The sequence below is a fragment of the Streptomyces sp. NPDC059718 genome, from assembly GCF_042733315.1.
Taxonomy (GTDB): domain Bacteria; phylum Actinomycetota; class Actinomycetes; order Streptomycetales; family Streptomycetaceae; genus Actinacidiphila.
In genome coordinates, this window is record NZ_JBHWGA010000028.1 from 70,755 (window position 1) to 91,854 (window position 21,100).

The 21,100-nt window shown below is 73.0% G+C and carries 19 protein-coding genes and 2 tRNA genes; 14 read left to right on the plus strand and 7 right to left on the minus strand.

The genetic code is table 11. From position 1 onward, the window contains the following. Window positions 1-62 precede the first annotated feature (62 nt). From ACFV3E_RS28595 to ACFV3E_RS28615, 5 genes are all read left to right on the plus strand, one after another. Window positions 63-2,924, plus strand: a complete 2,862-nt coding sequence (locus tag ACFV3E_RS28595) for a UPF0182 family membrane protein (RefSeq protein ID WP_500537300.1) — start codon at window positions 63-65, stop codon at window positions 2,922-2,924. 39 nt (window positions 2,925-2,963) lie between these two features. After that, window positions 2,964-3,037: transfer RNA gene (locus tag ACFV3E_RS28600), tRNA-Met, on the plus strand. Between the two features lie 200 nt (window positions 3,038-3,237). Continuing rightward, entirely contained in the window at window positions 3,238-5,100 is a 1,863-nt protein-coding gene (locus tag ACFV3E_RS28605) for a tetratricopeptide repeat protein (RefSeq protein WP_500537259.1), read from the plus strand. Between the two features lie 51 nt (window positions 5,101-5,151). Next, window positions 5,152-5,225, plus strand: a tRNA-Met gene (locus ACFV3E_RS28610). Window positions 5,226-5,431: 206 nt separating this feature from the next. Further along, window positions 5,432-6,691: a hypothetical protein gene (locus ACFV3E_RS28615; protein ID WP_500537260.1), complete on the plus strand. Its 1,260-nt coding sequence runs from the start codon at window positions 5,432-5,434 to the stop codon at window positions 6,689-6,691. Here ACFV3E_RS28615 and ACFV3E_RS28620 read toward each other — a convergent pair. Further along, window positions 6,661-7,071 carry a Fur family transcriptional regulator gene (locus ACFV3E_RS28620; RefSeq protein WP_499513853.1) on the minus strand — a complete coding sequence of 137 codons (411 nt, stop codon included), beginning with the start codon at window positions 7,069-7,071 and terminating at the stop codon, window positions 6,661-6,663. The genes ACFV3E_RS28615 and ACFV3E_RS28620 overlap by 31 nt on opposite strands. 156 nt (window positions 7,072-7,227) lie before the next feature. Between ACFV3E_RS28620 and ACFV3E_RS28625 the strand changes: the two genes are divergently transcribed. Further along, window positions 7,228-8,688, plus strand: a complete 1,461-nt coding sequence (locus ACFV3E_RS28625; RefSeq protein WP_500537262.1) for a catalase — start codon at window positions 7,228-7,230, stop codon at window positions 8,686-8,688. A gap of 77 nt (window positions 8,689-8,765) precedes the next feature. On the opposite strand, the gene ACFV3E_RS28630 is transcribed toward ACFV3E_RS28625, so the two are convergent. Then, complete coding sequence (locus ACFV3E_RS28630) at window positions 8,766-9,155, minus strand: CBS domain-containing protein (RefSeq protein ID WP_500537263.1); 390 nt, start codon at window positions 9,153-9,155, stop codon at window positions 8,766-8,768. Window positions 9,156-9,297: 142 nt separating this feature from the next. Further along, window positions 9,298-10,095 carry an FIG domain-containing protein gene (hisN, locus tag ACFV3E_RS28635; protein ID WP_499513856.1) on the minus strand — a complete coding sequence of 266 codons (798 nt, stop codon included), beginning with the start codon at window positions 10,093-10,095 and terminating at the stop codon, window positions 9,298-9,300. Between the two features lie 161 nt (window positions 10,096-10,256). Between hisN and ACFV3E_RS28640 the strand changes: the two genes are divergently transcribed. Continuing rightward, window positions 10,257-10,883 carry a TetR/AcrR family transcriptional regulator gene (locus ACFV3E_RS28640; protein WP_500537264.1) on the plus strand — a complete coding sequence of 209 codons (627 nt, stop codon included), beginning with the start codon at window positions 10,257-10,259 and terminating at the stop codon, window positions 10,881-10,883. Window positions 10,884-10,923: 40 nt separating this feature from the next. Here ACFV3E_RS28640 and ACFV3E_RS28645 read toward each other — a convergent pair whose 3' ends face one another. From ACFV3E_RS28645 to ACFV3E_RS28660, 4 genes are all read right to left on the minus strand, one after another. Next, window positions 10,924-11,247 carry a DMT family transporter gene (locus ACFV3E_RS28645; RefSeq protein WP_361798116.1) on the minus strand — a complete coding sequence of 108 codons (324 nt, stop codon included), beginning with the start codon at window positions 11,245-11,247 and terminating at the stop codon, window positions 10,924-10,926. 65 nt (window positions 11,248-11,312) lie between these two features. Further along, complete coding sequence (gene rsgA / locus ACFV3E_RS28650; protein ID WP_500537265.1) at window positions 11,313-12,314, minus strand: ribosome small subunit-dependent GTPase A; 1,002 nt, start codon at window positions 12,312-12,314, stop codon at window positions 11,313-11,315. Window positions 12,315-12,317: 3 nt separating this feature from the next. Then, a complete protein-coding gene (gene aroA / locus ACFV3E_RS28655) occupies window positions 12,318-13,664 on the minus strand; it encodes a 3-phosphoshikimate 1-carboxyvinyltransferase (RefSeq protein WP_500537266.1) in 1,347 nt (448 codons plus the stop codon). Between the two features lie 86 nt (window positions 13,665-13,750). Continuing rightward, window positions 13,751-14,446 (minus strand): M50 family metallopeptidase, encoded by a 696-nt coding sequence (locus ACFV3E_RS28660; RefSeq protein WP_500327908.1) that lies wholly within the window; start codon window positions 14,444-14,446, stop codon window positions 13,751-13,753. A 54-nt stretch (window positions 14,447-14,500) separates the two neighbouring features. Between ACFV3E_RS28660 and ACFV3E_RS28665 the strand changes: the two genes are divergently transcribed. From ACFV3E_RS28665 to ACFV3E_RS28695, 7 genes are all read left to right on the plus strand, one after another. Further along, window positions 14,501-15,316 carry an SOS response-associated peptidase gene (locus ACFV3E_RS28665; protein WP_500537267.1) on the plus strand — a complete coding sequence of 272 codons (816 nt, stop codon included), beginning with the start codon at window positions 14,501-14,503 and terminating at the stop codon, window positions 15,314-15,316. A 38-nt stretch (window positions 15,317-15,354) separates the two neighbouring features. Then, the gene (locus ACFV3E_RS28670; RefSeq protein ID WP_500537301.1) at window positions 15,355-15,987 is read left to right on the plus strand and encodes an alpha/beta hydrolase family protein; all 633 of its coding nucleotides are present in this window, start codon (window positions 15,355-15,357) and stop codon (window positions 15,985-15,987) included. A gap of 232 nt (window positions 15,988-16,219) precedes the next feature. Next, window positions 16,220-16,879, plus strand: a complete 660-nt coding sequence (locus tag ACFV3E_RS28675; RefSeq protein ID WP_026251453.1) for a sigma-70 family RNA polymerase sigma factor — start codon at window positions 16,220-16,222, stop codon at window positions 16,877-16,879. Continuing rightward, window positions 16,876-17,196, plus strand: a complete 321-nt coding sequence (gene rsrA / locus ACFV3E_RS28680) for a mycothiol system anti-sigma-R factor (RefSeq protein ID WP_500366480.1) — start codon at window positions 16,876-16,878, stop codon at window positions 17,194-17,196. Before ACFV3E_RS28675 ends, rsrA begins: the two co-directional genes overlap by 4 nt. A gap of 120 nt (window positions 17,197-17,316) precedes the next feature. Continuing rightward, a complete protein-coding gene (locus tag ACFV3E_RS28685) occupies window positions 17,317-18,618 on the plus strand; it encodes an HD-GYP domain-containing protein (RefSeq protein WP_500537302.1) in 1,302 nt (433 codons plus the stop codon). After that, window positions 18,615-19,826, plus strand: a complete 1,212-nt coding sequence (locus tag ACFV3E_RS28690; protein WP_500537268.1) for an HD-GYP domain-containing protein — start codon at window positions 18,615-18,617, stop codon at window positions 19,824-19,826. The genes ACFV3E_RS28685 and ACFV3E_RS28690 overlap by 4 nt, the downstream gene beginning before the upstream one ends. 232 nt (window positions 19,827-20,058) lie before the next feature. Further along, entirely contained in the window at window positions 20,059-21,030 is a 972-nt protein-coding gene (locus ACFV3E_RS28695) for a tetratricopeptide repeat protein (protein ID WP_500366476.1), read from the plus strand. Window positions 21,031-21,100: the final 70 nt, after the last annotated feature.

A 21,100-nucleotide genomic window follows, 5' to 3' on the forward strand; every position in this document is an offset into this window, starting at 1 on the left:
TGGGCGCCGGTAGGGCGTCCGACGGAGACCGACACTTCGAGGTGCGCACCTTGGTATTCCAGATGCCGGACCGCGGCGGGGGTCCGCACGGGCCGCGGATCAGAGTGGGCCGCCCGTCGCGGCGAGCCCGGACACTGCTCATGACCCTGGGCGTCCTGGCCGTGCTGGCCATGGCCTTCGTCATGTTCTCGGGTTTCTGGACCGACTGGCTCTGGTACCGCTCCGTCCACTATTCCTCGGTCTTCACCACCACCCTGTGGACCAAGATCGGCCTGTTCTTCGTCTTCGGTCTGCTGATGGCCGCCGCCGTCGGCGTCAACGTGTACCTCGCGCACCGGCTCCGGCCGCCGCTCAGCGCGATGTCGATGGAGCAGCAGAGCCTCGACCGCTACCGGATGGGCATCGCCCCCTACAAGAAGTGGGTGCTGCTCACCGTCTGCGCGCTCGTGGGGCTGATCGCCGGAGCCTCGGCCTCCAGCCAGTGGCGCACATGGCTGCTGTGGACGAACTCCACGTCGTTCGGCACCAAGGACCCGCAGTTCCATGTGGACATCTCCTTCTACGCCTTCGACCTGCCCTGGTACCGCTTCCTGCTGAGCTTCGGCTTCGCGGCGGTCGTGCTGTCGCTGCTGGCGGCGGCGCTGGTGCACTACCTGTACGGGGGCCTGCGGCTCACCTCCCCGGGCGGCCGGGCGACGGCGGCGGCGACCGGGCACCTGTCGGTGCTGCTGGGCCTGTTCGTCACCCTGAAGGCGGTCGCGTACTGGCTGGACCGCTACTCGCTGGCGGTGAAGTCCGGCAACCTCAGGTCGGGCGACTGGACGGGCCTGCGCTACGTGGACGCCAACGCCTACCTGCCGGCCAAGACGATCCTGTTCGCCATCGCCATCATCTGCGCGCTCCTGTTCTTCGCCACCTTGTGGCGGCGCACCTGGTCGCTGCCGCTGATCGGCTTCGGCCTGATGGTGCTGTCGGCGATCCTGATCGGCGGCCTGTACCCGGCGATCGTGCAGAAGTTCCAGGTGCAGCCGAACGAGGCCGCCAAGGAGCAGCCGTACATCCAGAAGAACATCGACGCCACGCGTGAGGCGTACGGCATCGACCACGCCGACGTGACGGACTACTCGGGCACGAGCGGCGACGGCAAGGAGAAGCTGCGCAGCGACGCCGACACGGCGGCGTCCATCCGCCTGCTGGACCCGAACGTGGTCTCGCCGACCTACCAGCAGCTGCAGAAGGTGCGCGGCTACTACGCGTTCCCGTCCACGCTCGACGTCGACCGCTACACGATCGACGGCAAGGAGCAGGACACCGTGGTGGGCCTGCGGGAGCTGAACCTCGAGGGCATCCCGCAGCACAGCTGGATCAACGACCACTTCAAGTACACGCACGGCTACGGCATGGTGGCGGCCAAGGGCACCACCACGACCGCCAGCGGCGAGCCGGACTTCACCGAGTACAACCTGCCGACCAAGGGCGACCTCGGGACGTACCAGCAGCGGATCTACTACGGCGAGCAGACCAAGCAGTGGTCGATCGTCGGCGACAAGTCCACGCCGGAGATCGACTACACCGACGACAGCGGCGAGAAGCCGTACACGTACACCGCCAAGAGCGGCGTCGGCCTGAAGAACCCGGTGACCAGGCTCGCCTACGCGGTGTCCTTCGGCGAGCCGCAGATCTTCTACTCCGGCGCCGTCGGCGACGACTCGCAGATCCTGTACAACCGCATGCCCAAGGAGCGGGTCGAGGCGGTCGCGCCCTGGCTGACGATCGACGGCGACTCCTACCCGGCGGTCGTCGACGGCCGGATCGTGTGGATCGTCGACGCCTACACGACGAGCAACGGCTACCCGTACTCGTCGCGCACGACGCTGGGCGACACCACCGCGGACTCGCTGACCGACGGGCAGCGCGCCGTGCTGGCGCAGCAGAACCAGGTCAACTACATCCGCAACTCGGTGAAGGCGACCGTCGACGCGTACAGCGGCAAGGTCACGCTCTACCAGTGGGACACCGAGGACCCGGTGCTGAAGACCTGGATGAAGGCCTTCCCGGACACGGTCAAGCCCAAGACGGCGATCGACGACGCGCTGATGGCGCATCTGCGCTACCCGCAGGACCTGTTCAAGGTGCAGCGCGAGCTGCTGACGCGCTACCACGTCACCAAGGCGTCGACCTTCTACAGCGGCAGTGAGGTGTGGGCGGTGCCCAACGACCCGGCCGCCAGGACCGGCAAGTCGGTGCCGCCGTACTACCTGAGCCTGAAGATGCCCGGCCAGAACGACCAGGCGTTCTCGCTCACCACGACCTTCACGCCGAACAAGCGCGAGAACCTCAGCGCCTTCATGGCGGTCGACGCGGACGCGAAGAGTCCGGAGTACGGCGCGATCAGGGTGCTGAAGCTGCCGTCGAACACCACGGTGTCCGGACCGCAGCAGGTGCAGAGCCAGTTCAACTCCGACCCCGACGTGGCGGAGAAGATCAGGCTGCTCAAGGGCGGTGACTCGGAGGTCGAGTACGGCAACCTGCTGACCGTGCCCCTCGACGGCGGGCTGCTGTACGTCGAGCCGGTCTACGTCCGCGGCGCGGGCACCAACTACCCGCTGCTGAAGAAGGTGCTGGTGAGCTACGGCGGCCAGACCGAGTTCGAGGACACGCTCGCGCAGGCGCTCGACGCGGTCTTCGGCTCGGACGGCGGCACGCCCGAGACGCCACCGGAGACGGGCGGGGGCACCCAGCCGCCGGCCTCCGGCAATCCGACGGTCGCCCAGGCCCTGGAGGACGCCCAGCAGGCGTACGACGCGGGTCAGAAGGCGCTCAAGGAGGGCGACTGGGGCGCGTACGGCCAGGCGCAGAAGGATCTCGCCGACGCGCTGAAGCGGGCCCAGGAGGCCGAGCAGCAGGCGGGCCCGCAGGGCTGACGGGGCCCACCCCGCGTCGTGGTACTGTTGTTCCACCGACGCGGGGTGGAGCAGCTCGGTAGCTCGCTGGGCTCATAACCCAGAGGTCGCAGGTTCAAATCCTGTCCCCGCTACTGTTGGAGAGGGCCCGGAGTCAATAGACTCCGGGCCCTTTCACTTGTAGGGGGGAACTCGTACCGCAGAGGTTTCGGTTGGCATCATGTCGGGAAGTCGACAAAACGCTGTAGTGACCTACGAAGTGACCAACTGGGATCGGCTGAACTCTGCAGGTTTGCCGCATACCAGGTGTACTGCGGGTACGGGTGATGCGACGATGGACCTCATGGGGGATGGTGCAAGGCTGCTGAAGGCTCGTCAGATCCGGGATCCCGGGTCCGCGGGGCGGACGACCGTGCCCGCGGCCGGGGCCGCGCTGGTGCCGGCCGTCGCCGACCTGCTGCCCGGTCCGCGGGTGGGCGGTCTCGACGAGGAGCGCCTCATCGAGTCCGACCTCCCGGACGAGGAGACCCTTGAGGCGCGCGAGGAGGCCGAGCTCGAGGCGCGCCACCGGCGGGCCGCCGAGCACGGCGACATCGGGGCCATGAGCGTCCTGGGCACCCTGCTGCTGCGCCGCGGCGACCTCGAGGGCGCCGAGCCCCATCTGCGAGGCGCCGCCGCCGGAGGGGACCGCCCCGCCGCCAACAACCTGGGCCTGCTGCTGCACCAGCGCGGCTACGCCGACGAGGCCGCCGCCTGGTGGCGCATCGCGGCGGTCGCCGGTTCCGCCGCGGCCGCGCACGCGCTCGGGCGGCACTTCCGCGAGCGCGGCGACGAGCCCGGCGCGGAGTACTGGCTGCGCCAGGCCGCCGAGTCCGGGCACACCCTGGGCGCGTACGCGCTGGCCGACCTCCTGGACCACCGGCGCGACGTCGGCGCCGAGCGCTGGTTCCACGCCGCCGCCGAGCACGGCCACCGCGAGGCCGCCTACCGGCTCGCCGGCATCTGCGCCGAGCGCGGCGAGGAGCGCGAGGCCGAGCAGTGGTACCGGCAGGCCGCCGCCCGCCGGCACCGCAGGGCCGCCCTGCGCCTCGGCACGCTCCTGGAGGAGCGCGGCGAGTTCGAGGAGGCCAAGCGCTGGTACCTGACCGCCGCCCGCGACGGGGAGCCGCGCGCCGCCTGCGCGCTCGGCTTCCTGCTGCGCGACGCCGGTGACGTCGACGGGGCCGCCACCTGGTGGCGGCGTGCCGCCAACGCCGGCGACGGCAACGCCGCCAACGCCCTGGGCGCGCTGCACGCCCAGGAGGGCGAGACCCAGACCGCCGAGCGGTGGTACCGGGCCGCGCTCGAGGCGGGTGACATCAACGGCGCCTTCAACCTCGGTCTGCTCTGCGCCGGTCAGGGCCGCACCGCCCAGGCCGAGCAGTGGTACCGCAAGGCCGCCTACACCGGGCACCGCGAGGCGGCCAACGCGCTCGCGGTGCTCCTGCTGCAGCGCGGTGACGCGGCGGGCGCCGAACCCTGGTTCTCCAAGGCAGCGGAGGCGGGCAGCGTGGACGCCGCCTTCAACCTCGGCATCCTGTACGCCGGGCGCGGTGACGACGCCACCGCGCGGCGCTGGTACGAGCGTGCCGCGGCCAGCGGTCACGGCGAGGCCGCGCTCCAGGTGGCCATCGCCCTGCAGAAGGAGGGCGACGCGCACGGCGCCGAGCGCCACCTGCGCTGCGCGGCGGGCGGCGGCAGCCCGGAGGGCGCCTTCCGGCTCGGCGCGCTGCTGGACGCGCAGGGCACGCAGGAGGCCGAGACCGAGGCCGAGGAGTGGTATGCCCGCGCCGCCGGCCAGGGGCACCGCCGTGCCCAGGTGCGGCTCGGCATGTGCGCCGCCAAGCGCGGGGACGTCGTGGACGCCGCCCACTGGTACCGGGAGGCCGCCGAGGGCGGCAGCCGCAACGGGGCCTTCAACCTCGGGCTGCTCCTCGCCCGCGAGGGCGCGGAGCCGGAGGCCGCCCTGTGGTGGACGCGTGCCGCCGACGCGGGCCACGGACGCGCCGCGCTGCGGCTGGCGCTGCTGGCCGCGCGGCACGGACAGCTCGCGGACGCCCAGGCGTGGTGCGCCCGCGCGGTGGAGTGCGGCCCCGCCGAGGTGGCCGAGCGGGCGGCCCGGCTGACCGACGCCCTGGAGCACGAGCTGTCCGCGTGAGAAGCGATTTGCGCTGCTCAGCGCCGGGAGGGTAGTCTAAAGACACAACGACGCGGGGTGGAGCAGCTCGGTAGCTCGCTGGGCTCATAACCCAGAGGTCGCAGGTTCAAATCCTGTCCCCGCTACTGAAGAGAAGGGCCCGGAAGCCATGGCTTCCGGGCCCTTCTCGTATGCGTTGGGTACAGGCCAGGCATGGTTCGGGCAAAAGGGTGCGGACGATCCTGGGCCCGCCGGCGCCGGCGCGCGATCCTGAGGACAGGCCCTCAGGCGGCGCGAGGAGGCGGGGTTGCTGCGCAGGCGGCGTAAGCGGCGGCCGACGGAACTCAGGGATGTGACGCGGTGGGGTCGCCTGTGCGCGGCCGCCGAGGCGGAGGGCCTGCTGCGCGAGCTGCGGAGCGCCGCCGACGACGAGGAGGCCGCCTACGACCGCGCGGCGGCGCTCAAGGCGCTGGCCGCGGCGCCGCCCCGGCTGTGGCTGCTGCTCGACCGTGCCGCCCGGGTGCAGGGGGGCACGCCACCGGCGCCCGGCGAGAGCGAACCGCTGCGCCTGCTGCTGGCCGCGATGGACCGGGACGGCCGCGTCCGGCAGGCCGCCGTGGAGGAGCTGGCGGTGCACGGCGGGCCGCTGGTGGCCTCCGCCCTGGCGCTGCGGACGGCGGACTGGGTGGACCAGGTCCGCGACCGGGCCCTGGAGGCGCTGCTGCGCCGTACCGCCCCGGACGAGGCCGCCGCGGCCGTACGGCTGCTGCTGAGGCTGCGCGGACGGAGCCGGGCGACGCACACCCCCGAGGCGTACCGCGGGGTGCTGGCGGCGCCCGAGGCCCGGCGGGCGGTGCGTGCGCTGGCCGCCGACACGGACCCGCTGACCCGGCGCTTCGGGGTCGAGCTGGCCCTGGAACTCGGCGAGTTCGTCCGCGGGGACCTGGTGCGCACGGCGCTGCGCGACCCGGACCAGATGTGCCGCAGGATGTGCGCCGAGCGGCTGCTGCAGATGGACCCGGACCAGGCGGGGCGGCTGCTGTGGGCGCGCTCGGCGGCCGTGCGGGAACTGGCGGTCGCGGCGCTGCCGGACGACGTGCCGGCGGCCCGGCTGACCGCGCCGCTGGCCGACCCGGCGCGGATCGTCCGCGCCCAGGCCCGCTGGCGGCTGTACAGCAGGGGAGAGCCCCCGGCGCTGGCGTACCGCAGGCAGCTGCTGCGCTGCGGCCCGCAGAGCCCGCCGCGGCTGGTGGCCGGGCTGGTGACGGGGCTGGGGGAGTGCGGGGACGCCTCGGACGCGCCGCTGCTGCTGCGGCTGGCCCGTGAGGTGCGCACCCCGTGGCCGCCCGTGGTGCGCCGTGCCGCGGTGCGCGCGGCGGGACGGCTCGTCCCGCGGGAGGGGCTGCTGCGGCAGCTGGCGCCGCTGGCCGTGGACCCGGACGCCGGGGTGGCCAGGGAGGCCTTCGAGGCGCTCTCCAAGGTCGCCGGCCAGGTGCCGGTGGAGACGGTGTGGGTGGGCCGCACCCGGCCGGAGCCCGGGGTGCGGAAGGCCGCGGAACGCGTGCGGCGGGCCGCGCAGCGTCAGGCGCAGGCGGGGCACAGGCCCCGGTAGGTGACCTCGACCTGGGAGACGGTGAACCCGAAACGCTCCGCGTCGGGCAGGTCCGCCAGCGGGTTGCCGTGCGGGTGGACGTCGCGGACGGTGCCGCAGCTGGAGCACACCAGGTGCTGGTGCGGGCGGTGGGCGTTGGGGTCGTAGCGCTTGGCGCGGCCGTCGGTGGCGACCTCTATGACCTCGCCGAGCGACACCAGTTCGCCCAGGGTGTTGTAGACGGTCGCGCGGGAGATCTCGGGCAGCCGGGCCGCCGCGCGGGCGTGCACCTCGTCGGCGGTCAGGTGGACGTGGTCGCCGTCCAGGACCTCGGCCACGACGCGCCGCTGCGCGGTCATGCGCCATCCGCGGCCGCGCAGTCGTTCCAGCAGGTCACTCATTCCATTTCACCTATCAGTGGGATGGCAACAGCTTAACAGTGACAGTCCGTATTCCGACCAGGTACGAGTTTGGGGCTCTTCTTGACTTGGACTCTGTCTATCGTAGGATCGCATCCGGCGTAAGCCACGGCACAGCACCAACCCAGGGAGAAGCACGTGACGGTTCAGGAGACCGGCCCGCTGACCACGGAGGCGGGCGCCCCGGTCGCGGACAACCAGAACAGCGAGACCGCGGGCCCCGGGGGACCGGTCCTGGTCCAGGACCAGCAGCTGCTGGAGAAGCTCGCGCACTTCAACCGGGAGCGGATCCCGGAGCGCGTGGTGCACGCCCGCGGGGCGGGCGCCTACGGCACGTTCACGGTGACCGCGGACGTGACGAGGTACACGCGGGCGGCGTTCCTGTCCGAGGTCGGCAAGCAGACCGGGACCTTCCTGCGGTTCTCCACCGTGGCCGGCAACCTGGGTGCGGCGGACGCGGTGCGTGACCCGCGCGGCTGGGCGCTGAAGTTCTACACCGAGGAGGGCAATTACGACCTCGTCGGCAACAACACCCCGGTGTTCTTCATCAAGGACGCCATCAAGTTCCCCGACTTCATCCACACCCAGAAGCGCGACCCGTACACCGGCTCCCAGGAGGCGGACAACGTCTGGGACTTCTGGGGGCTGTCGCCGGAGTCGACGCACCAGGTGACGTGGCTGTTCGGTGACCGCGGCATCCCGGCGAGCTACCGCCACATGAACGGCTACGGCTCGCACACCTACCAGTGGAACAACGAGGCCGGCGAGGTCTTCTGGGTCAAGTACCACTTCAAGACCGACCAGGGCATCCAGAACCTCACCCAGCAGGAGGCCAACCGGCTCGCCGGTGAGGACCCGGACTCCCACCAGCGCGACCTGCGCGAGGCGATCGAGCGCGGCGAGTTCCCGAGCTGGACCGTGCAGGTGCAGATCATGCCCGCGGCCGAGGCGGCGGCCTACCGCTTCAACCCGTTCGACCTCACCAAGGTGTGGCCGCACGAGGACTACCCGCCGATCGAGATCGGCAGGCTGGAGCTCAACCGCAACCCGCAGAACATCTTCGCCGAGGTCGAGCAGTCGATCTTCTCCCCGGCGCACTTCGTGCCCGGCATCGGCCCGTCCCCGGACAAGATGCTGCAGGGCCGGTTGTTCGCCTACGGCGACGCCCACCGCTACCGCGTCGGCATCAACGCCGACCACCTGCCGGTGAACCGCCCGCACGCGACCCAGGCGCGCACCCACGGCCGCGACGGGGCGCTCTACGACGGCCGCCACGGCGGGGCCAGGAACTACGAGCCGAACAGCTTCGGCGGCCCGGCGCAGACCGGCCGTCCCCTGTGGTCGGCCACCGCGGCCGCCGGGTCCACCGGCAACCACCAGGCGCCCTCGCACGCCGAGGACGACGACTTCGTGCAGGCCGGCAACCTCTACCGGCTGATGTCGCAGGAGGAGCAGGAGCGCCTGGTCGCCAACCTCTCCGGATTCATCGCCAAGGTCTCGCGCGACGACATCGCCGAGCGCGCGATCGGCAACTTCCGCCGTGCCGACGAGGACTTCGGCAAGCGGCTGGAGGCCGCCGTCCAGGCCCTGCGCGGCTGACCGGCGTCCGCCCCATAGGCCCGGAGGGGGCCGGGTGCGTCCAGGCACCCGGCCCCCTCCGATCCATCTCCCGGCCGTCAGCCGGCCAGGGCGCGTGCGGGCTGCCAGCAGCGCACGATGTCGCGTACGGAGACCATGCCGACCGGGTTGCGGTCGTCCAGCACCACCAGGTGCCGGAAGCCGCCGCGTACCATCGCGGCGGCCGCCTCTTCGAGGGTCCACTGGGGCGCGGCGAAGACCACGTCGGTGGTGGTGTGGGCGGCGGCGAGTTCGCGGTCGGGGTCGAGCCCCGCACCGATGGCGTTGAGGATGTCGCGCTCGGTCAGGATGCCGAGACCGCAGGTGTCGGGATCGAGTACCACCGCCGCGCCCACCCGTCGGGCGGACATCAGCCGGGCGGCCTGGCGGAGGGTGTGGGCGGGACCGACCGTGAGAACGACCGTGCTCATGGCGTCGCGTACGAGCATGGGATACCCCTCGGGCTGCGTCGTGGCCGTCTTGAGAATCGTTTCACAAATGCACAAGCTCACGCATTCTCATGTTCACATGCGCCGCGGTCCGCAGCAAGGGGCGCGCGGAGGGTGATCGGTAGTGTGAGGGAGCGGTCGGTTACGGGCGGTTCAGGAAGTCGAGCATGTCCTCGTGCAGCAGCCCGTTGGACGCCGCCGCGTTCCCGCCGTACGGTCCCGCGGTCCCGTCCAGGCTGGTGAAGCGCCCTCCGGCCTCGCGCACGATCACCTCGTTCGCCGCCATGTCCCACAGGCTCAGTTCGGGCTCGGCGCAGATGTCCACGGCGCCCTCGGCGACCATCATGTAGGGCCAGAAGTCACCGTAGGCGCGCGTCCGCCAGCAGGACCGGGTCAGGTCGAGGAAGCCGTCCAGGCGGCCCTGCTCCTCCCAGCCGCTCAGCGAGGAGTACGCGAAGGAGGCGTCCGCCAGCCGGCTCACCTGCGACACCCGCAGCCGCGTGGCCGAGGACAGGCTGCGCCCGGTGTACGCCCCGCCGCCCTTCACCGCCCACCAGCGGCGCCCCAGGGCGGGCGCGGACACCATGCCGACCACGCCCTCGTCGCCCCGCTCCCCGCGCACCATGAGCGCGATCAGGGTGGCCCACACGGGCACCCCGCGGACGTAGTTCTTGGTGCCGTCGATCGGGTCGACGATCCAGCGCCGCGGACCGCTGCCCTCCGTGCCGTACTCCTCGCCGAGCACGGCGTCGCGCGGCCTGGCCCGCCCGAGCTGACTGCGGATCAGTTCCTCGGCGCGCTTGTCCGCCTCGCTGACCGGCGTCATGTCGGGCTTGGTCTCGACCTTGAGGTCCAGGGACTTGAAGCGCTCCATGGTGGCGGCGTCGGCGGCGTCGGCAAGGATGTGCGCGAGGCGCAGATCGTCGTTGAAGTCGGGCATGGAGCGAACAGTATCGATCGCGGCAGGTCGAGGTCACGCAGGGTACGCGGGGAGGGTTGACACGGACCGACGGCCCGTCAATTCTGGCCCACAGCCCCCTGAGGCCGCTCGGTACCGGTGGAGACCGCTCGAGACCCGCTTGAGACCGCTTGGAGGCGATCGTGCCGACAGCGCGTGAATCACTCCTGGACGCGGCGCTGTCCGCACTGGGCGACCGCTCGTGGGCGACGATCAGGATGGTCGACGTCGCGGCCACGGCCGGGGTGTCGCGGCAGACCCTCTACAACGAGTTCGGCACCAAGGAGGGGCTCGCGAGAGCCCTGGCGCGGCGGGAGGCGGAGGCGTTCCTGGCGGGCGTGGAGCGTGCCCTGGACGCCGCCGGGCGGCAGGGCGCCGACGCCGGCGACTGCTTCGCCGCCGCGACCGCCTGGACCCTGCACAGTGCCCGCCGCAGCCCGCTGGTGCGCGCGTTGCTCACCGGCTGCCGAGGGGACCGGGTCCCCGCGGCGGCCGTCGTGCCGGTGCCCGTGCCGCGGCTGCCGGGCCGGCGGCAGCGGGGGGACGACGCCCCGCTCGCCCCGGCCGAACTCCTCGACGGCTTCCGGGCGCGCGCCGCGACCGTGCTGGGGCGGCGCTTCCCCAGACTCGACCGGGCCGAGGCCGACTGGGCCTGCGAGACCGCGGTGCGCGTCACCGTCTCCTACGTCGTCGCGCCCGCGGCCTCCGACGAGGAGGCGTGCCGGCGGGTCGCCCGGCTGGTCCGGGGACTGCTCCAGCGCGGCTGGTGACGGGCGCGGCCCGGCCCCCGGCGCGGACCGGCCGGGGCGGTCAATGGGTGGAGCCGGAGAGCTGGAGCCCGATGACGCCCAGCACGACCAGGCTGATGGAGATCAGCTTCAGGGTCGAGACGACGTCGCCGAGGAAGGCCATGCCGTAGATCGCGGTCCCGGAGGCCCCGATGCCCGTCCACACCGCGTACGCGGCCCCGACGTCCAGCTTCTTCAGGGCGAGCGTGAGCAGGCCGAAGCTGCCGAGCGCGAAGGCGCAGAAGGCGATGGTCGGCCACAGGCGGGTGAACCCGTGGGAGAGCTTGAGGCAGACCGCGAAGCCGGTTTCGAGGAGTCCAGCGACCACCACGAGGAGCCAGGCCATCGAACGCCCTCCCGTTTCCGTCTGTCGATGAGCGATCATCACACAGCATGCCCGGAAATGGCGTCTCAGTCCCCTTCCTTGCGCTCACGCGTCGCGAGCAGCCGCCGCAGCGAGAACAACCGGGCGGGTTCCGCGTGCCCGTCGGCGACCCAGGCGTCCAGCGCGCAGTCGGGTTCGTCGTGGCTGCAGGCCCGCGGACAGTCCTCCGTGCCCGGCTCCAGATCGGGGAAGGCGTGGATGACCCGGGACGGATCGACGTGGTGGAGGCCGAAGGAGCGCACCCCCGGGGTGTCGATGACCCAGCCCTCCGCGCCGCTGAGCGGCAGCGCGAGCGCCGAGGTGGTGGTGTGCCTGCCCCGTCCGGTGACCGCGTTGACGAGGCCGGTCGCGCGCTGACGCTCCACCAGGGCGTTGACCAGGGTGGTCTTCCCGACGCCGCTGTGGCCGACGAAGGCGGTGATCCGGCCCTTGAGGTGCTCGCGGACGGCCGCCGTCGCGTCGGCGTCGAAGTTCTCGTGGCTGGTGACGACGTAGGGGACGCCCAGGGGCGCGTACGTCTCCAGCAGCGGTTCCGCCGAGGCGAGATCGGACTTGGTGAGCACCAGCAGCGGCTCGAGCCCGGCGTCGTACGCCGCCACCAGGCAGCGGTCGATGAGCCGGGGGCGCGGCTCGGGGTCGGCGAGGGCGGTGACGATGGCGAGCCGGTCGGCGTTGGCGACGACGACCCGCTCGTACGGATCGGTGTCGTCGGCGGTGCGGCGCAGCACCGAGGTGCGCTCCTCGACGCGCACGATGCGCGCGAGTGTGTCCTTGTCGCCGGTCAGGTCGCCGACGATGCCGACCCGGTCGCCGACCGCGATGCCCTTGCGGCCCAGCTCACGGGCCTTCATCGCGGTGATCGTCCGGTCCTCGACGAGGCAGGTGATGCGGCCGCGGTCGATGGTGAGGACGAAGCCCTCCTCGGCGTCCTCGTGCTTGGGCCGGATGCTGGTGCGGGGACGGTTCCCCTTGCGGTTCGGGCGGACCCGGACGTCGTCCTCGTCGGTGTGCTTGCCGTAGCGCCGCATGGTTCAGGCCCGCACCGGGGACGCGGAGGCCGCCGGTGCCGTGCCCAGCATGGCCGTCCACATCTCGGGGAAGTCGGGGAGGGTCTTGCCGGTGGTCGCGACGTTCTCGACCCGGACGCCGTCGACGGCGAGGCCCAGCACGGCGCCCGCGGTGGCCAGCCGGTGGTCCTCGTAGGTGTGGAAGACGCCGCCGCGCAGCGGCCGCGGCCGGATGCGCAGTCCGTCCTCGGTCTCGGTGACGTCGCCGCCGAGCTCGTTGATCTCCTTGCTCAGCGCGGCCAGCCGGTCGGTCTCGTGCAGCCGCAGGTGACCCACGCCGCGCAGCACGGACTCGGAGTCGGCGAGCGCGGCGACCGCCGCGATGCCGGGCGTGAGTTCGCCGACGTCCGACAGGTCGGCGTCGATGCCGTGGATCCGGCCGGAGCCGGTGAAGACCAGGCCCGTGTCCGTCAGCTCGCACGAACCGCCCATCCGGGTGAACAGCTCGCGCAGCGCGTCACCGGGCTGGGTGGTGCGCCGCGGCCAGTCGGGGATGACCACACGGCCGCCGGTGACCAGCGCGGCGGCGAGGAAGGGCTGGGCGTTGGAGAGGTCCGGCTCGACGGTGAGGTCGACGCCGAGCAGCGCGCCGGCGTCGACCCGCCACACGTCGGGCTCGCCGCCGTTCTCCGGGGTGTCGACCTTGGCTCCGGCGCGCCGCAGCATCTCCACGGTCATCTTGATGTGCGGCAGCGACGGCAGCGTCGGGCCGGTGTGCCGCACCTCGACGCCCTGGTTGAAGCGGGGGCCGGACAGCAGCAGGGCGCTGACGAACTGGGAGGACGAGGACGCGTCGACCGACACCGGGCCGCCGTCCAGCGCCCCGCCGCCGTGCACGGTCAGCGGCAGCGCGCCGCGGCCCTCGTCGTCGATGCGGGCGCCCAGCGTGCGCAGCGCGTCGATGACCCCGTTCAGCGGGCGCTCGTGGCTGCGCGGGTCGCCGTCGAAGTGCACCGGTCCGTCGGCGAGCGCGGCGACCGGCGGCAGGAACCGCATCACCGTGCCGGCGTTGCCGACGTCGACGGAGGCCGGCCCGTGCAGCCCCGCCGGGATGACCCGCCAGGCCTCGCCGCCGTAGGGATTGACCACCTCGTCGATCTGGACGCCCATGGTGCGCAGCGCGTCGGCCATCAGCACGGTGTCGCGGCTGCGCAACGGGCGGCGCAGCCAGCCCGGCTCGGAGGCGAGCGCCGCGAGCACCAGGGCGCGGTTGGTGACCGACTTGGATCCGGGCACGGTGACCGTCGCGTGGACGGGGGCGGACGCGAGCGGCGCGGGCCACAGGGCGGTGTGCGCGGGGTTACCGGTCATGGCCCCCAGCGTAGTGGCTCAAGGAGAAGGCGAATCGCTCACAAAGCGGACGAAACCTGAAGGAAACAGATACCCGCTCGCAAGGCCTACAGACCCACCAGCCAGCGGCCGCCGCCGAACAGCGACAGCAGCGCCACCGCGTAGAACAACAGCATCCACAGCGCCGCCGGGGTGTGCGTCAGCCGGGCCAGCTGGTCCGCGTCCGATCCGGGCGCCGCACCACCGCGCCGCTTGCGCTGGAGCTCCAGGACCGGACGTACGCCCCCGAACAGCAGGAACCACACCACCAGGTAGGCGAAGGCCGCCTGGACCCCGGGCTCGGTCAGCCAGGACACCAGCAGGAAGAGGCCGCCGGTCACGAAGACGGTCAGCACCCCGTACGCGTTCCTGATCATCACCAGCATCACCAGCAGCAGGGCCGTCGCCCCCCACAGCAGTGCCGTGATGTGCCCTGCCGCGAGCAGCAGGGCCCCGCCGAGACCCAGCAGGGACGGCGCGGTGTAGCCGGCCGCCGCGGTGAGGATCATGCCGAGGCCGTACGGCTTGCCGCGGGAGACGGTCAGGCCCGAGGTGTCCGAGTGCAGCCGGATGCCCTGCAGACGGCGTCCGGACAGCAGGGCGACCAGGCCGTGACCGCCTTCGTGGGCGATCGTGATCGCGTTGCGGGACAGCCGCCACAGGACGTGCGGCAGCACCGCGGCCAGGGCGACGGCCGCCGTGGCGCCGACCAACCAGGGGGAGGGCGCGGGCTGGGTGCCGAAGATGGAGTCGAAGAGCTGCACGGTTCCGCACCATACGACGCCCGGCTGTGTCCGCGCCGTGGCAATCTGGCACTCATGTGCGGTCGATATGCAGCCAGCCGGAGGCCCGAGGATCTCGTCGGGCTCTTCGACGTGCGGAAATGGGATCCCACCGAGGCGCTGGACCCCAATTGGAACGTCGCGCCGACCGACAGCACCTACGCGGTGCTGGAGCGGCCCGACAAGGAGACCGGCGAGATCGTGCGCCAGCTGCGCACCCTGCGCTGGGGGCTGGTGCCCAGCTGGGCCAAGACGCCCGACGTCGGCGTGAAGATGATCAACGCGCGGGCCGAGACCGTGCACGAGAAGTCCTCCTACCGGCGCCCCTTCGCCTCGCGCCGCTGCCTGCTGCCCGCCGACGGCTACTTCGAGTGGGTCACCGGCAAGGACGAGCGGCAGCTGGAGGAGGAGGGGAGGAAGAAGCGGCCCCGCAAGCAGCCGTACTTCGTCACCCCCGTCGACGGCTCGGTCTTCGCGATGGCCGGGCTGTACGAGTTCTGGCGCGACCGCACCCTGCCCGACGAGCACCCGCGCGCGTGGTGGACCACCTGCACCGTCATCACCACCGAGGCCGAGACCGAGCCCTTCGCCGACGCCCTCGAGCGCCCCGGCGGCCCGCGCTCCCTGGCCGAGATCCACCCGCGCATGCCGCTGTGGATCACCCCCGAGCACTGGGACGACTGGCTCGACCCCGCGCGCACCGACGTCGCTGACCTGCGCGGCCTGCTCGTGCCGCCGCGGCCCGGCCTGCTGCGCGCGTACCCCGTGCGCACCGAGGTGAGCAACGTCCGCAACAACGGGCCGGAGCTGGTCGAGCCGATCGAGGCGCCCGAGGAGGCGACGCTGTTCTGATCGCCCGCGGTGCCAGACTGGCCGCTGTGAGCGAGATCATGGAGACCGTGCCGACGCCCGTGGGGGACGCCCGCGTCACCTGGCACCGGGCCCGCCGGCCGCGCGCCGTCGTGGCGCTGGGCCACGGTGCGGGAGGCGGTGTCGAGGCCCGTGACCTGCAGGCCCTGGCCGCTGCCCTGCCGCCGCGCGGCTGGACGGTCGCGCTGGTGGAGCAGCCCTGGCGGGTGGCCGGCAAGAAGCTGGCGCCCGCGCCGAAGACCCTGGACACCGCGTGGACGGCGCTGTGGCCCGCACTGAGCCGGCCCGGCCTGCCGGTCGTCTCCGGCGGCCGCAGCGCGGGCGCCCGGGTGGCCTGCCGTACGGCGGTGGAGCTCGGCGCGGTCGCGGTGCTGGCGCTGTCCTTCCCGCTGCACCCGCCGGGCAGGCCGGAGAAGTCCCGGGCCGGCGAGCTGACCGGCGCCGGGGTGCCGGTCCTGGCCCTGCAGGGCGGGCGCGACCCCTTCGGCCGCCCCGACGAGTTCCCGGAGGGGTACGAGCCGGTCGAGGTGCCGTACGGCGACCACGGGTTCGCCGTGCCGAAGTCCGCGGACCTCACCCAGGAGGCAGCACTCAGCGTCATCACGGACGCGGTGCTGGGCTGGCTGGAGGAACTGCCCCCGCTTCGGGAATGAGCGGTGCGCGGCCCGTGTTGTGCGAGGCGTCCACGCGAAAGAACGTACGCACAGTGAGGAAGGCAGCCGGATGGTCAGAGCCGAGTGCCGCGCCCGTGCCGAGGCGCCCTACCTGTCGTGGCCGGAGTGGCCGGCGATGGGCGGGGCGGACAGGAACAGCGCGCCGATCCCGCCCGGGATATCCTCCGATGGCGTGGGGTCCGCTTACGGCCCCGTGACCGTCATGGAGGAGGTGGGTCCGGTCAGCGGCAACGACGACAGCCCGTCCGAGGTGCCTGAGGTGCAGGTGACTCCGGAGTCCGACGTCGAGCGCAGTGCGCGCTTCGAGCGGGACGCCCTGGAGTACCTGGACCAGATGTACTCGGCGGCGCTGCGCATGACCCGCAACCCGGCCGATGCCGAGGACCTGGTGCAGGAGACGTACGCGAAGGCGTACGCGTCGTTCCACCAGTTCCGTGAGGGCACCAACCTGAAGGCGTGGCTGTACCGCATCCTCACCAACAGCTTCATCAACTCCTACCGCAAGAAGCAGCGCGAGCCCCAGCGCAGCGGCACGGAGGAGATCGAGGACTGGCAGCTGGCCCGCGCAGAGTCGCACATGTCGACGGGTCTGCGCTCCGCCGAGTCCCAGGCCCTGGACCACCTTCCGGACTCGGATGTGAAGCAGGCGCTGCAGGCGATCCCGGAGGAATTCCGGATCGCGGTCTATCTCGCGGACGTCGAGGGCTTTGCCTACAAGGAGATCGCCGACATCATGGGAACCCCCATCGGTACGGTGATGTCCCGTCTGCACCGGGGGCGGCGGCAGCTGCGTTCGTTGCTGGAGGACTACGCGCGGGAGCGCGGGCTCGTCCCGGCGGGCGCGGGAGATGAGAAGGGCTCGGGCACATGAGCTGCGGCAACCCGCATGAGACGGACTGCTCCGAGGTACTCGAACACCTTTACGAGTACCTGGACAACGAGATGTCCGACGACGCCTGCGCCAAGTTCAAGCAGCACTTCGACGAGTGCCACCCTTGCTTGGAGAAGTACGGCCTCGAGCAGGCCGTCAAGAAGCTGGTCAAGCGCTGCTGCGGGCACGACGACGTGCCCACGGACCTGCGGTCCAAGGTGCTCACGCGGATCGAGCTGATCCGCGCGGGCGAGGTGGCGCCGGTGCCGGAGCCCGCGGACGGCGGCAGCGCGCCGACCGGTTTCCCGGCCGGCTGACGCAGCCCGTACAGGCAAGTCACCCGGGATCACCCGAAGGCGGGAATCGCGGCCGCTCGCGCACCGCGCGACGGCCGCGCCCCTAGCCTCGGTGGGGTGCGTGCGAAGCGGACGGTCCGGATGCTCCCCGCGGCGGCGCGGGTGTACATCCCGCTCGTCGTGGTGTCGGCGTGCGGCGCCCTCGTCACCGGCCCCCACGAGGGCACTCCCTGGGCGACCGCGGCCGTGCTGGCCGTGGTCTACGCGGCAGGGGAACGGACGGGGGCTTCCCTGCCCCCGGTGCTCTTCGCGGCCGCGCTCCTGCTTCCCCCGGGCGCGGCCGCACTCGTCGCCGTCCCCGGTGGCCTCCTCGCGCCGGTCCGGGGCGAGCCGGGCCCGGTGCGCCGGGTGTGGCACGCCGCGCAGCTCGCCCTGGCGACGGCGGCCGCGGCCCAGGTCCGGGACGCCTTCGGGGAAGGCGACTTCGCGCGGTTGCCGGGACTGCTGGTGCCCGCGCTGGCGGCCGTCCTCGCCTTCTGCCTCTACTCCGCCGCCCTCACCGCCGGCGTGCTGATCACCGCCGAGCGCACCGCCCCGTCCGTGGCCCTGCGGGAGGCCCTGCTCGAACCGCTCGCCCCGCACCTCACCTACGGCCTGGTGGGGCTCATGGCCGCGGTGCTCTGGCAGGGCCCGTACGGGGCGGTGGCCGCGGTCCTCGCCCTGCTGCCGACGCACATCGCGCGCTGGGTCGTCGGCCAGGCGCGCCGCGAGCGGGCCGCGCACCAGGCGACGGTGCGGGCGCTGGTGCAGGCCGTGGAGATCAAGGACCGCTACACCCGGGGCCACAGCGAGCGCGTCGGCCGGGCGTCGGCACTGATCGCCCGCGAGATCGGACTGCCGCCCGAGCGGGTGGAGGCCCTGCGGCTGGCCGGCATCCTGCACGACATCGGCAAGCTCGGGGTGCCCACCCGGGTCCTGCGCAAGGACAGCCCGCTCACCCCCGAGGAGCGGCGGATCATCGAGCTGCACCCCGGCTACGGCCACGAGATGGTGCGCGGCATCGCCTTCCTCGACGACGCCCGCACCGCGATCCTCCACCACCACGAACGCCTCGACGGATCGGGCTACCCGTACGGCCTGGCCGGCGAGGCCATCCCGTCCTCGGCGCGGCTGGTGGCCGTGGCGGACGCCTTCGACGCGATGACCTCCACGCGGGCCTACCAGGCCACCCGCGGGGTCGACGATGCCCTGGGGGAGCTGCGCCGCTGCGCCGGCAGCCACTTCGACCCCCTCATGGTGCAGGCCCTGATCCGCGCCGTCCGGCGGGACGGCTGGAACCCGGCGGTCACCGCCGACGAGCCGGAGCCCTTCGCCCCCGCGCAGACCCGGCGCCGTGCCCGCCACGAGGCCCCGCCCGGCCGTACCCCCGAGCCGCGCCCGTGAGCGCCTCCGGACGCCGCGGAGGCGGCGACCACCGGCGCCGTCGCAGACGCACGCCGTTCGTCGTGCTCGCCGTCCACGGGGTCGCGCTCGCCGTGGGCGGCGCCGCCCTGGTCTGGACGGCGTCGCACGGCGTCGCCGATCCCGCGGCGGCCGCCGCGTTCGGGGCGCTGGTGGTCGTCGGCGAGGCCTTCCGGATCCCGGAGCCCGAGGGACGGGAGGCCGCCCCCGTCGCCTTCGCAGGGGCCCTGGCGTACGCGCTGCTCGCGGCCGAGGCGGTGGCGGTGGTGGTGGCCGTCTCCGCCGCCGCGGTGATCGCCGGGCAGTTGAGGGGCGCGCCACGGGACGCGGCGGCACGGCGCGTGCTGACGGTGGCGTTCGCCGCGGCGACCGGGCAGCCGCTCTACGGCGGCAGCGGCGGCCATCCGGGCTACGCCGTCCTCCTGCTGGCCAGCACGATCCTGTGCGACGCCGTGCTGGCCGCCGTGCTGGGCGCCGCCCGCACCGGGCATCCCTTCGCCTCCGTCCTCCGCGACGAACTGGCCGTCCTGCCGGGCGTCGGCTCCGCCGTGTGCGCCGGCGGGGTCGTGCTGGCGCAGGCCGAGCAGGCGGCCGGGCTGTGGGCGCTGCCCGTGTGCGGGGTGCCGCTGCTGCTGACCCAGACGGCCTTCCGGCGGCACGCGGCGATCCGGGCCACCCACCGGGAGACCATCGCCTCGCTGGCCCGGGCCACCGAGGTCGCCGGCTACACCCCGGTGGGGCACGCCCGCCGGGTCAGCGAGCTCAGCCACGCCATGGGGCGGGAACTCGGCCTGGGCGGACGGTCGCTGGCGGCCCTGGAACACGCCGCGCTGATGCACGACATCGGCCAGCTCTCCCTCGTCGACCCCGTGCCCGGCGGTGCCACCTCGTCCCTCGATCAGGTGGAACGCCGCCGCATCGCCCTGCTCGGCGCGGAGGTCGTACGCCGGACGGGTGCCCCGGAGGAGGTCGCGCGGATCGTGGAGGGACAGGCCGATCCGTACCGGGAGCAACCGCTCGCGGGACGCATCGTGCGTACGGCCAACGCCTACGAGGACCTGGCCGCAGGCGGCACCGCCGTGGGCCGGGGGCTGCAGGCGCTGGAGCGGTTACGCCTCGATACCGCGCACGAATACGACCCTCGCGTGGTCGAGGCGCTGACCAGGGTCGTTGCCCGGGCCGGGCAGTGAACCCACCGGTAATGAGCGGGCGCACCAAGGGGCATGGTTGGATGCCCGCAGGGGCGCAGAGCGCTCAAGAGGCGCACCATGGCGGCGATGCTGCCAAACCGACGCGCCCGGCCGTGTGTGACAGGCCCTGCCGATGGCAAGGAGGACTGATGAGCACCGCTGAGCACGGGACGTGGGGGGACGGACGGGGCACCGTGGGGCACCAGCGAAAGCGAACGGCAGGCGGGACACCTTGAGGATCTTCGGCAGGGCACGGCACCGGCCCTCCGCCACGTGGCGGCAGGCGACCGACCGGGCGTTCACGTTGATCAGCGACGGACGGTACGAGGACGCCGGCGCGCTGCTGATCCGTGCGGCCGACCTGGAGCCCTGGCGTTCGGAGTCCTGGTACAACCTCGCGCTGCTGCACAAGTTCCGGCACGACTGGGAGCAGGCCCGCACCACCGGCCTGCGGGCCGTCGCCCTGCTGGACCGCGCGCCCGGCGCCCCCGACTGGTGGAACGTCGGCATCGCCGCCACCGCCCTGCAGGACTGGCCGCTCGCCCGCCGCGCCTGGCAGGCGTACGGGCTGCGGCCCGACGTGTCCGGGACCGGCCCCGTCGAGATGGAGCTGGGCAGCTCGGCGGTGCGGCTCTCCCCGGAGGGCGAGGCCGAGGTGGTCTGGGGCCGCCGGATCGACCCGGCCCGCATCGAGGTGCTGAGCATCCCGCTGCCGTCCTCCGGCCGCCGCTGGGGCGAGGTCGTGCTCCACGACGGCGTCCCGCACGGCGAGCGGCGTACCGCCGGCGGCGCCACGTACCCCGTCTTCGACGAGATCGAGCTGTGGGCGCCCTCGCCGGTGCCGACCTGGCTGGTCCTGCTGGAGGCGGCGACCGAGTCGGACCGCGACGCCCTGGAGCAGCTCGCCGCGGACGCCGGGTACGCCGCCGAGGACTGGTCGTCCTCCGTACGGCTGCTCTGCCGCACCTGCTCCGAGAGCCGCATGCCGACCGACGACGGCTCCGACGCCTCCCGCGACCCGCACGACCAGGGCGAACCCGGCCACCCGGGCCACCTCAGCCACCGCACCCCCGGCGCCCTGTGGGCCCCCGAGCGCGAGTGCGGCATCGCCGCCCCGGTCGGCCTGGTGCGCGGCCTGCTGGACAGCTGGGTCGCCGACAGTCCGGACACCCGGGACTGGCGCGATCTCGAAGAGGTCTGCTGACACCTTCGCGGGCACGTACCCTTGATGGGCTATTGAGCTTTGGCGAAGGCCCCAGGAAGGCGTACGACGG